The organism is Frankia gtarii (assembly GCF_025403375.1).
Taxonomy (GTDB): Bacteria; Actinomycetota; Actinomycetes; order Frankiales; family Frankiaceae; genus Frankia; species Frankia gtarii.
On record NZ_JAMPTM010000218.1, the window covers coordinates 1 to 11,209 of the forward strand.

Genomic DNA, 11,209 nt, shown 5'->3' on the forward strand with positions numbered 1-11,209 from the left:
GTCTGGGGGAGGGCGGTCTCGGCGAGGGCGGCGAGCAGATGGGTGCGCAGGGCGTCGCGGCGCACCGGGCTCATCCGGGGTGTCGGGAGGTCACGTAGGGCTGCCGCCGCGTTCGCCAGGCGGAGTTCGACGGCGTCGGTCGGCGGGCGTTGGCCGTCCAGCAGAGCGGCGGCCTGCTCGGCGCGGGTCTGACGCGGCCGCCACCGCCGGAAGCTACGCAGCCGAGGCCCGGGCTGCTCCACTCCGGCGTGATCCCGGCCGTGGTCGCGCGCTGCCCTCACGTCCTCCCCCTGGGAGCGGTCGTGCGGCGGCGGTCCGGGAGCCGGCTGCCCCCGCGCCGGCCCGACCGAGGTTGACCGTCGTTCAGTTACTGATCTACCACGCAGTGTTTACGTATACTGTACTACCCTTTTTGATCTTGGAGTTGGGCTGGGCGGACTGGGCTGTCACCCGGTCGTTCAGGCTGCCGAACACGGCGAACCGATCGATCTTCAGCCCGCGCTGGCGGAGGATGCCCTCGGCGTCGCGGTAGGTCTTGCCGATCAGTGTGGGGACGGTGACCTGCGCGCCGTTGCCGTCACCGCCGTTGCCGTCACCGCCGTCGGTGGAGTCGTCACCGGCGTCGGGCAAGGATGCGACCGTGAGCGTGACGGTGCTTTTGGGCATGATCGCCTGGCCGACCCCGGGGGCGGCGCCGACGACGTTGCCGGGGGTCGCGTCCTCGGTCACCGTCAACGCGCGCTGGACGATGACCCCGGCAATGCCGAGGGCATCGATCTCCGCCTTGGCGGCGTCGTAGGTCTTGCCGATGACGTCGGCCGGCATCTGTCTGCTGTCCGGCCCGCTCGACATGATCAGGGTGACGCCGTCCTTGGGCTTGAGCGCCGTGTTGACGGCCGGGTTCGTGCCGATCACGTGGCCGGCGGGGACGGTGTCGCTGGCCTGGTTGGACAGCCCACCCACGGCGAGGTCGACCTCCTTGAGCCGGGCCGTGGCCTGGTCCTGCGTGAGATTTGCCAGGTCCGGCACGGCGACGGTCGCCGGCCCGGAACTGAGCCGCAGAGTGATCACCGCGTTCTTGTCGACCTTCGTCCCGTCCTCGGGATCCTGCTGGGCGATGTGACCGGCGGCCACGGTCAGGTTGGCGACCGGATCGAGGTAGCTCTGCTTGAGCCCGTCGTCGTGCAGCACCGCCTCGGCGTCCGACTTGCTGAGGCCGGTCAGCAGCGGGACCTCGATCTTGTCGCTGGACAGCGAGCGCAGCGTGATGAAGCCGAGTAGCAGGACGAGAATCGCCGCGCCGCCCACGGCGAGCGGCGCGTACCGACGGGGACCAGAACCCGTACCCGAGTCCGTGGCGCGGCGCCGACCATGCGCGGCGCCGAGATAGCTGGTGGACGTCTGGCCGGGCGTTGCCGAGGAGCGGTAGAGCGCCCCGGTTCCGGGTTGGCTCGCGACCCCACCCGCATACGGTGGCCCGGCGGCCGGATCATGCTCCGTGGTGTCGGCCCTCGACGGCCGCCCCGACTCTGCGCCGGTGAACGGCCCGGCGCCGCGGGCGTCGTGGTAGTCGTCGTGGTAGTCGTCGTGGTAGTCGGCGGGCTGGAAGGCACGGGTGTAGTCGGGCTCCGAGCCCTCGGAAGCCGGGCCGATCAGACCGATCCGCTCGACCTCGCCGGTGAAGCCGGTCTGGTAGGCGTCCGCCGGTGGCAGGTACGGTCCGATGCGGTGCAGCTCGTCGAGCAGGGCCGCGCCGTCGGCCGGCCGACGGCCCGGGTCGCGCGAGGTCGCCCGCAGCACGAGGCCGTCGAGCTCCGCGGGGACGCCCTCGACGATGGTGGACGGCGCCGGCACGTCGCCGTGGACGGACTGGTAGGCCATCGACATCGGGGTCGCGCCGCTGTGTGGCAGCTGGCCGGTCAGCGACTCGAACAGCACCACCCCGGCGGCGTAGACGTCGCTGCGGGTGTCGGCGGTGCCTCGGGTGACCTGCTCGGGTGCGAGGTAGCCGACGGTGCCCATGATCACCCCGTCGGTGAGCGCCTGGGTGGGCTGCCCGAGCGGGCGGGCCAGGCCGAAGTCGGCGACCTTCACCTGGCCGTCATCACCGAGAAGGATGTTCTCGGGCTTGATGTCGCGATGGATGATGCCCGCGGCGTGCGCAGCGGCGAGCGCCTCCATCACCGGCTCGATGATCTCGACGGCCTCGGCGACCGGCAGCCGCTCACGGGCGGCCAGGTGCTGGCGCAGCGACCGGCCGCGAACCAGCTCCATGACCAGGTAGTTGACCAGGCCGGCCGAGGTGTGGTCGGAGCCCTGGTCGAGCACCGAGACGACCCGGGGGGTGTTCAGGCGCGCCACCGCCTTGGCCTCACGGTGGAAGCGGGCGACGAACTCCGGGTCGTGGTTGAGATTGGGATGCATCACCTTGAGGGCGATGAGCCGATCCAGCCGGTTGTCGTGCGCGACGTACACCGTCGCCATGCCGCCGACGGCGATCCGTTCCTGCGCCGTGTAACGGCCGTCGAGAAGCCGACCTATGACGGGGTCGGCCACGGTGGCATCCACGGGAGACAGTTTACGATCGTCGCCAGACCATGCCGCTACCGGAGCCTCGTGGTGTTAACTCCAGATTCGGACCGGGGGTCGGGGAACGCATCGAGATGCCTCGGACATAGCCGTTGCTATCGGTCATACCGGCTGACGGTGTTCGACTGAATCTCCAGCCCTTCCGTAAGCGGTGACCGCGCTGCGCGCATCCGCAGCGGCCCACGCATGCCACCGCAGGCCTGCCGTGGCTGACGAGGGCGTGCCCCGGCTGAGGGGGGCGTTCCCGCCACGTTCGGGTAATCGGCGGTCCGCCCCGATCCGCGGGCCCCCGATGCGGCCGCTCCAGGTGGGTGGGGTGCGTCGATCCGGCTCGGTGGCGGTGTCGGGCCGGCTAGACTGTGGGTAGCACCGGGGAGCCCGTGGACGTGGGCTGAGAGGCCGGCCAGGAAAACCGCCGGCGACCCGCATACCCGATCGCGGTCATGCGCGCGTGGGGAGGATGGTCATCATGTCGCAGGCTCCGTCAGGTCCCACCGTTCCCAAGTCGGGATGGTCCGGGCCGTCCGGCGTCTCATGGTCCGACGCCGTCGAGGCGGTCGAGCCGTACGGGGGCGATGATCTCGTGATCGCCGGCCGCTCCTATGGCAGCCGACTGCTGGTCGGAACGGGCAAGTTCGCCGCCCACGAGGTGATGCGCGACAGCCTGCTCGCCTCCGGTGCCGAGATCGTGACGGTCGCGCTGCGGCGGGTCGACCTCGACCGCGCCGGCGAGGGCGACGTGCTCGACTTCGTCCCGCCGGCCATGACGCTGCTGCCCAACACCTCCGGTGCCGCGGACGCGGCGGAGGCGTTGCGCCTCGCCCGCCTGGGCCGCGCGGCCACCGGAACCGGCCTGGTCAAGCTGGAGGTCACCCCGGATCCGCGGACGCTCGCCCCGGACCCGATCGAGACCCTGCGAGCCGCTGAGCTCATGGTCGCCGACGGCTTCACCGTCCTGCCCTACTGCTCGGCGGACCCGGTGCTGGCCCGCCGGCTGGAGGAGGCCGGCTGCGCCACGGTCATGCCGCTGGGCAGCTGGATCGGCTCGAACCGGGGGCTGCGTACCCGGGACGCGATCGAGGCGATCGTGGCGGGCGCGGGCGTGCCGGTGATCGTCGACGCCGGCCTCGGTGTGCCCTCCGACGCGGCCGAGGCGATGGAGATCGGCGCGGCCGCGGTGCTGGTCAACACGGCGATCGCGGTGGCGGCCGACCCGGTGCGGATGGCTCGGGCCTTTGCACTCGCGACCGTCGCCGGGCGGCTGGGTTACCTGGCCGGGCAGGCCGGGCCCGGCACGGCCACCGCGGCGTCCGCGTCCTCGCCGCTGACCGGTTTCCTCGGCGCCCTCGGCGCTGCGCCCCCCGGGACCTCTGCGAACGGCAACGGCAAGGCGGTCGGGTGAGCGCGCCGCGGGGGGAGTTCGCCCGTGAGCTCGCCGCGCTGGACCTGTCCGGCCTGTCCGCCCGGTCGGGGCGCACGACGCCGGCGGAGGTCGACGCAGTGCTTCGCCGGGTCGTTCCCGATCCGGCCGGCCGGGGCGAGTCGGCGCCGGGGCGGCTTGGGCTTGAGGAGCTGGCCGTCCTGCTCTCACCGGCCGCGACGGGACGCTTGGAGGAGCTCGCACTCGCCGCCCGGGCGACCACGCTGCGTCGCTTCGGTCGGGCCGTGCGCCTGTTCGCCCCGCTGTATGTCTCGAACGCCTGCCTGTCGTCCTGTACGTACTGCGGTTTCGCCAAGGGCCTGCCCGTCGCGCGGCGCACCCTCAGCATCGACGAGGTGGCGGCCGAGGGCAGGCTGCTGGCCGGACGGGGCTTCCGCCACCTGCTGCTGGTCGCCGGGGAACACCGCGTCGAGGTGTCCGCCGACTACCTCGTCGCCGTGGTCGAGCGGCTGCGGCCGATGTTCCCGTCGCTGTCGATCGAGACGCAGACCTGGTCGGACGACACGTACGCCCGGCTGGTGCGGGCCGGGCTGGAGGGCGTCGTTCACTACCAGGAGACCTACGACCGGACCAGGTACGCCGAGGTGCACGTCGCGGGCTGGAAGCGCGACTACGACCGCCGGCTGTCGTCGTTCGAACGGGCCGCGGGCGCCGGGGCACGCCGGCTGGGGATCGGCGCCCTGCTCGGCCTCGCCCCGGACTGGCGGGCTGACGTGCTCGCCCTGGCTGCCCACGCGTCGTTTCTGTCGCGGCGGTACTGGCGGACCGAGGTGTCGGTCGCGTTGCCGCGCATCAAGCCGAGTGCCAGCGGGTTCCCGCCGACGGTGGTCGTCTCGGACCCCGAGTTCGTGCAGGCGTACGCGGCCCTGCGGCTGGTCGAACCCGACCTCGCGCTGACGCTGTCCACCCGGGAACCGGCGGCGATGCGCGACGGCCTGGTCCGCATCGCGGCGACGACGATCAGCGCGGGCTCCTCCACCGAGCCCGGCGGCTACGGCTCGCCGGGCACCGCCCAGGAGCAGTTCTCGATTTCGGACGAGCGCGCGCCGGCTGAGGTCGCCGCGATGCTCGTCGCGGCCGGCTACGAGCCGGTGTGGAAGGACGCCTTCCCACTCGTCGACGCGACCCCCTGGCACCATCCCGACCCGCGCACCGGCCCTCCCGTGGACCCGTCGGCCGCGCGGGCGGCACTGGGCTGAGCCCGCCCGGACCCACCTGCCTCGCCGCGTTGAACCGTTCGGAACCCGGGCCGTCGAGCCCGGTCCGGACGAAGCGGCGCTAACGGACCGTTCTGCCTCCGGACGGTGCCGCGGCAATTCCCCTATGCGCCCTTTGAGGGTAGTTGTAGGGCACTGTTTGTAATGTAGGGAGGGCCCACTCCGCCCCTTCTCGACCCGAATGGCGGCCGGCGTCGTGAAGGCCACTAGAGTGCCGGGCGTGCCTCGCATTCACCTGGTGTCAAACCTGCCTGGGGTGAACGCGCTCGGCGACCATCTGCGCGCAGCGGGTCTCGGCCCGACCTCGGCGCGGTCGGCGGACGCGCTTCTCGTCCTCATCGATCGTCCCCTCGACCACGTCGAGCAGGAGCTGCTCGACCGCGCCCGGCAGTCCGTCCCGGTGCTGCTCGCCGGCCCGACCGTGCGCGCCCTGCCCGCCGAAAGCCCGCTGGTGGATGCCTCCGGCCTCATCCCCGGCCGCACGACGCCCCCCTACGAACTGCGATTGCAGGCCGGGCCGCAGGGCGGCGCGATCATGGCGCGGTCGGGTGACTTCCGTCCGCGGGAAAGCTGGGTCATCCCGGAGAAGGTCGCCGACGACGTCGAGCGGCTGCTGCTGATCCGCCATGAGATGAGCGAATACCCCGTCTGCACCTGGCGGCCGGAGACGGGGCTCGGCATGTTCACCCTGGGCACGGGCGCCGGCGTGCTCGGTGACCCGGCCTACCATCGGCTCGTCGGGCGGTGGCTGCGGCACTGCCTCGGCGTGCACGACGCGCCGCCGGTCGGCGTCGGCCTGCTCGGTACCCCCGACACCACCGCAGCCCACCACGCGGGCCTCGACGCAACTGAGGGGCTGGAGCTGACAGCCCTGTGCGACGGAGGCCCGGGCCGCGCGTCCGCGCACTCCGCGGGCCGCCTGCCCCACCGAGTCGAGGACCCCGACGATCTGGTGAACAATCCCGAGCTCGGCGTGGTCGTCGTCGCCACCCCGACGCACACCCATCTCGAGTGGGCCGGACGGGCGCTGGAGGCCGGTAAGCACGTGGTCGTGCAGGCGCCGCTGTGCCTGACGACGCCCGACGCCGACCAGCTCGCCAAGCTCGCAGCGGAGCGCAACCTGCTGCTCGCGGTGTACCCGCAGGGGCGGGCCGACCCCGGCTATCGCGCGCTGCACGCGGCCGTCGGGCGGGGCGCGATCGGGGAGCCGCTGCGGCTGGCTCTGCACCGCGGCAACCTGCGCCGACCCGCGGGTACCTGGCGCGACGACGAGCGGATCAGCGGCGGCCAGCTCTACGATCGCGGGGCCGCCGGCGTCGACCAGGTGCTCGCGCTGGTGGACGAGCCGGTCGAGTGGGTCAGCGCCTCGGAGCTCAAGCGGGTCTGGCACCACGTCAGCAACGCCGACCACAGCCAGCTGCTGCTGGGCTTCGCGAACGGTGCGCAGGCGCAGATCACCGTCTCTGACCTGACGGTGGCGGTCCGCCCGTGCATCGAGGTGCTCGGCAGCGTGGGCACGTTGATCCTCGACGACGCCCCCGCCGCCGCGAACCCCGAGCTGATGGGCGACGAGCCGGTGGTCTTGGGCCGGCACGCCGGCCGCCGCGCCGCGCAGGACGACGACGCCGACGGCCCGGCTTCGCTGCTGCTGGCCACCTACGACGGCGTCCGTACCCGACTTCCGCTGCCGGCGCCCGGGCTGGGGCTGGGCGGCGCGGCGGCGTTCTACCATGACCTCGCCGACTGTCTGGTCTCCGGTTGGCCCCTCGTGGGCTATGGCATCGAGGCGGCCCGCCCGGTCGTTGCGGTGCTGGAGGCCGCGGTGCGGTCGGCCGCCTCCGGCGGAGCACAGGTCGTACCGCTGTGACGCTGCGCCGGCGCCGACTCTCGTCGGGTCTGTCGAGGTCATCGGTGGTGCGCACCCCACCGGGCCTCGTACGACGCTGTCCCGGCTTAGGTGTTTACTGTTGACCATGGATTGGCTGACCCTGCCCGACGCCGCAACGCAGTTGCAGGTTCCCGTGACCCGTGTTCGGCAGATGGTGCGCGACCGGACGATGCTGGCCCGGCGGGAGGGCGGCGTCCTACGGGTGCCGGCGGAGTTCATCTGCGACGGTGTGGTGGTCAAGGGCCTGCCCGGCCTGTTCACGCTCCTCGCGGACGCGGGGTTCACCGACGACGAGGCCCTGGACTGGCTCTTCCGGGAGGATCCGAGCCTGCCCGGCACCCCGATGCGGGCGCTCGTCGAGAACCGCGGCAAGGAGGTCAAGCGCCGGGCGCAGGCTCTCGCCTTCTGACGAGGCCGCGTGGTCGTGGTTCCTTGCGTGGTCGTGGTTCCTTGCGCGGTTGTGGTGTGGGCGCGCGTTCGGCGCGGTGCTGGGCTTGCGGGCTGTCGTGGGCTGCCGGCTGCCGTAGGGTCGAGGCATGGTCGATCGCCCGCCGCCCGCCTCGGCGTCGGTCCCCACTCCGCCGCGGGGACCGGCCCCGGCACAGGTCGTCGTCAACGGCGCCGTCCGCGCGGTGGCCGACGGCCAGCCGCTGCCCGACCTACTCGTCGAGCTCGGCCTGCGGCCCGGTTCGGTGGTCGTCGAACGCAACGGGCTGGCGCTCACCCCGTCCGAGTTGTCCGGCGTCCGGCTTGCGGACGGCGACATCCTGGAGATCGTGCGTGCCGTCGCCGGAGGTTAGCGGTGGCGAAGTCGCGCAGCGCCGGATCCCACCCGTACCGCGCACGCCCGCAATGCATCTCCAAAGCGGCCGTCTGTTCGACGGTCGGACAGAGCCGGAAACGGGAACGACCTAGGTTCTACGGATTGGATGGCAACTGATGCCCAGCGTGACGGAGTGGCGTTTCCTCCCCGCCGTGAACGGCGGAGTCTCCACGCTGAGAACCCGATGACCACGACTGGACCGACGCCGCCCGCCGCCGCAGCGGACGGGTCGGCAGCGGACGGGTCGGCAGGGGACGGGGCTTCGGCGGAAGGGTCGGTGCGGGCGGACCGGTTGCGGCGGCTCGCCGACGCTCGGCTGTATCTCTGCACGCCGCGGCGGGCCGAGTTCGGCCCGTTCCTCGACGCCGTGATCGGCCCGGCCGGCCGGGGCGGCGTCGACCTGGTACAACTTCGCGAGAAGAACCTCGAATGGGCCGACGAGGTGCGCGGCCTGCGTGAGATCGCCGCGGCCGGCGCCGGTCGGGACACCCTGGTCAGCGCCAACGACCGTGCCGACCTCGCCGCGTTCACCGGGGTGGACATCCTGCACGTCGGCCAGGACGACGTGCCGCCCGCCTTCGCCCGTCGGCTAATCGGCCCGGACGTCCTGATCGGCCAGTCGACGCACAGTCCCGAGCAGTTCCTGGCGGCGCTGGCCGACCCGGACGTCGACTACGTGTGCGTCGGCCCGGTGCACGCGACCCCGACCAAGCAGGGGCGTCCACCGGTCGGCCTCGGGTTGCCCCGGCTCGCCGCCCGCCACGCCCCGCCGTTCCTCCCGGGCGCGAAGCCCTGGTTCGTCACCGGCGGCGTTGGCCCGGACACCATCGATGACATCCTCGACACGGGGGCCCGTCGGGTGGTTGTCGTGCGTGCCCTGACCGCCGCCGAGGACCCCGCCGCCAGCGCCGCCGCGCTGGCCCGACGGTTGCGTACCAGCTGAGTCAGGTATGGGCGCCATGCGGCACCTGAGTTACCTCGCGGTCCTGGCCGCCTGCCTGCTTGGCACGGCGCCGCTCGAGCTGTTCCTGGGGACCAGGGTCTACGCCCGCCCACGCCGTCTGTTGCTGACCCTGCTCCCCGTCGTTCTGATCTTCGTCGCCTGGGACGTGTACGCCATCGCGGCCGGTCACTGGAGTTTCGATCCGCGCAGCATCACCGGTGTGCGGCTGCCCGGTCACCTGCCCTTGGACGAACTGCTGTTCTTTCTCGTGGTTCCCGTCTGCGCGGTGCTGACTCTGGAGGCGGTCCGGGCGGTGCGCGGCTGGCCGGCCGGCGACGAGCCCGGCGACGAGCCCGCCGCCGTCGAGGAGGCAGGCGGTGCCGACCAGGTGGCCGAGGGCCGGGGCACGGTGGGCGAGCCCGGGGGCGTGCAGGGATGAGTTACACGGTGCTGGCGGTACTCGGCGTCGCCGCGGCGGTTGCCGCCGACCTGTGGCTCCTGCGCACCCGGCTGGTGACCCGGCGGATCTTCTGGGTCTCGTACGCGATCATCGTTGTCTTCCAGCTGCTGTCCAACGGGATCCTCACCGGGTTCGGCATCGTTGTCTACGATCCGGGCGCCACCACGGGGCTACGGATCGCCTACGCTCCGGTCGAGGACCTGCTGTTCGGCTTCGCCCTTGTCACCCACACGCTTACCTGGTGGGTCTGGTGGGGTCGACGCCTCGATCGGTCTCTCCGGCGTCACCCAGCCCCCACCAACCGTCGCGAATAGCAGCGTTGCGTTACATTTGCGAAACTGAATGAAATCTCCCCACACTCCGTGACGGAAACGAGTGAATTGACCCCCTAGAGGTCATCCATCGGCCTAACCTCGACCGTGATGACGCATGATGTTGCGGGGGGCCCGGGTTCGGCGGGGCGGCACCGCTCTCCCTGGGGTAAGCCGGGCAGGATTCTGCCCGTTCGATGGGGGCGCATCATCGCCGCAGTGGCCGCATTGGCGCTGCTTGTTGTGAGTCTGGTGTTGATCCATGGTCGAATGGCCGGTAACGGGCGGGCCGCCGGGCCCACCAGCCGCCCCGGCGGCCCGACCGCCCCGTTCGCGCCGGCGGCGCAGGGTCCGTCGGATGTGCTGACGGCGACCACCACGACCCACCGGCCGGGTGCGGCCGCATCGTCGACTCCCGCAGCCGGCATCGCCGCCTCGACGGCTCCGGCTTCCGCGCTGGCCTCGCCGTCCGCGGCGCCCTCCGGAGCCCGTTCGCGTGCCGCCGGGCAGAGCGGCGCCGCGGCTGTCCCGGTGGCACCGCGGCCCACCGGTTCGGTCCTCACGGTGAGCGCGACGACGGTCGACCTCGGCCCGGTCGACTCGGTCTGGCGGCTTGACCTGCGCGGCGAAGGCACGGCGCCGGTCGACGTCGCGGTCGGGGTAAGTCCAGCCTGGCTCGCCGTCGTCCCCGACCGGCCCCGCGTCAACCCAGGGGCGGACGTTCCCCTGGTGATCACCCTCGACCGGTCGGTGGCCCCGCCGGGGCGGGTCGACGTCACCGTGCCGGTCAGCGCGCGCAACGGCGTCGGCGGGGCCGACGTGCGCATCACGGCCAGCGTTGACGGACCACCGCGAATCCTCTCGGTGGTGGCCGCGCCGGATCGGGTCTCGCGGGCGGGCTGCCCGTCGGCGGCGGGCGTGGCACAGGCGACGGTGACGGTGACGGCGCTCGACGAGACCGGCATCTTCGCCGTGGAACTGACCGCCGTCCTGCCCGGTGGGCGAACGACGACCGAGTCGCTGAGCCTCGGCCAGGCGACGGGAAACCGCTCGACGTGGACCGGCCAGCTGGCGTCCGCGCAGGATCCCGGCACGATCAACTACACCGCTACCGTCACGGATCTGGAAGGGCGACGCGCGCAGTCGCCGGGCTCACTTGTTGTGCTGCCCTGCCCGTCGTGAGCCGGCGTGTAACGGCCGTATCGGTCGGCGGCCGGAAAGCATAGTGCCGCCCGGCTCGGGGGGTGCCGGGCGGCGAATTTATCATCGCAGGTGCGCCCCGCCTCGCCAAGAGCCTGGCCGGTGTCCTCCCCGGGCCCCTCGATCACGTAGGCGAGTAAGGCCAGGTCAGGAAGGGCGTCGGTCGGCTGTTCCCCGGACACGTGGCGGCCACGGCGCGCGGGGCGGGGGCGCTGCGCCCGGGCCGGGCGATGACTGTCCCACGGCTGGATCCACGGCTGCATCCGTGGCTGGATCCGTGGCCGAGGTCGGACCCGCGGGGGCGTCGTCGGCCTCGGCCACGGATCCAGCCACGGAT

At 72.5% G+C, this 11,209-nt stretch carries 11 protein-coding genes and 1 pseudogene; 9 read left to right on the forward strand and 3 right to left on the reverse strand.

Translation table 11 applies throughout. The features are described 5' to 3' along the window. Together NBZ83_RS24245 and pknB are read right to left on the reverse strand one after the other, a co-directional pair. On the reverse strand, positions 1-281 hold a 281-nt coding region (locus tag NBZ83_RS24245), incomplete at its 3' end, for a hypothetical protein (protein WP_261570615.1). Between the two features lie 94 nt (positions 282-375). Beyond that, on the reverse strand, positions 376-2,556 hold the full coding sequence (pknB, locus tag NBZ83_RS24250) for a Stk1 family PASTA domain-containing Ser/Thr kinase (RefSeq protein ID WP_261570614.1): 2,181 nt from the start codon (positions 2,554-2,556) through the stop codon (positions 376-378). 502 nt (positions 2,557-3,058) lie between these two features. Between pknB and NBZ83_RS24255 the strand changes: the two genes are divergently transcribed. From NBZ83_RS24255 to thiS, 5 genes are all read left to right on the forward strand, one after another. Next, positions 3,059-3,991: a thiazole synthase gene (locus NBZ83_RS24255; RefSeq protein WP_261570613.1), complete on the forward strand. Its 933-nt coding sequence runs from the start codon at positions 3,059-3,061 to the stop codon at positions 3,989-3,991. Beyond that, positions 3,988-5,229 (forward strand): 2-iminoacetate synthase ThiH, encoded by a 1,242-nt coding sequence (gene thiH / locus NBZ83_RS24260; protein WP_261570612.1) that lies wholly within the window; start codon positions 3,988-3,990, stop codon positions 5,227-5,229. The genes NBZ83_RS24255 and thiH overlap by 4 nt, the downstream gene beginning before the upstream one ends. A gap of 199 nt (positions 5,230-5,428) precedes the next feature. Beyond that, positions 5,429-7,114 carry a Gfo/Idh/MocA family protein gene (locus NBZ83_RS24265; RefSeq protein ID WP_261570611.1) on the forward strand — a complete coding sequence of 562 codons (1,686 nt, stop codon included), beginning with the start codon at positions 5,429-5,431 and terminating at the stop codon, positions 7,112-7,114. A gap of 106 nt (positions 7,115-7,220) precedes the next feature. Further along, positions 7,221-7,544, forward strand: a complete 324-nt coding sequence (locus NBZ83_RS24270; protein WP_261570616.1) for an Rv2175c family DNA-binding protein — start codon at positions 7,221-7,223, stop codon at positions 7,542-7,544. Positions 7,545-7,671: 127 nt separating this feature from the next. Then, positions 7,672-7,935 (forward strand): sulfur carrier protein ThiS, encoded by a 264-nt coding sequence (gene thiS, locus NBZ83_RS24275; protein WP_261570610.1) that lies wholly within the window; start codon positions 7,672-7,674, stop codon positions 7,933-7,935. Here the strand turns inward: thiS and NBZ83_RS33975 are convergent. Continuing rightward, positions 7,856-8,026, reverse strand: a pseudogene (locus NBZ83_RS33975) (hypothetical protein); the annotation flags it as partial. The gene thiS and the pseudogene NBZ83_RS33975 overlap by 80 nt on opposite strands. A gap of 116 nt (positions 8,027-8,142) precedes the next feature. Between NBZ83_RS33975 and NBZ83_RS24280 the strand changes: the two are divergent. The 4 genes from NBZ83_RS24280 (at position 8,143) to NBZ83_RS24295 (ending at position 10,854) form a co-directional block, all read left to right on the forward strand. After that, a complete protein-coding gene (locus NBZ83_RS24280; RefSeq protein WP_261570609.1) occupies positions 8,143-8,901 on the forward strand; it encodes a thiamine phosphate synthase in 759 nt (252 codons plus the stop codon). Positions 8,902-8,917: 16 nt separating this feature from the next. Next, complete coding sequence (locus NBZ83_RS24285; protein ID WP_261570608.1) at positions 8,918-9,340, forward strand: lycopene cyclase domain-containing protein; 423 nt, start codon at positions 8,918-8,920, stop codon at positions 9,338-9,340. Beyond that, positions 9,337-9,675 carry a lycopene cyclase domain-containing protein gene (locus tag NBZ83_RS24290; RefSeq protein ID WP_261570607.1) on the forward strand — a complete coding sequence of 113 codons (339 nt, stop codon included), beginning with the start codon at positions 9,337-9,339 and terminating at the stop codon, positions 9,673-9,675. Before NBZ83_RS24285 ends, NBZ83_RS24290 begins: the two co-directional genes overlap by 4 nt. A 240-nt stretch (positions 9,676-9,915) precedes the next feature. Beyond that, the gene (locus NBZ83_RS24295; protein WP_261570606.1) at positions 9,916-10,854 is read left to right on the forward strand and encodes a hypothetical protein; all 939 of its coding nucleotides are present in this window, start codon (positions 9,916-9,918) and stop codon (positions 10,852-10,854) included. Positions 10,855-11,209 lie beyond the last annotated feature (355 nt).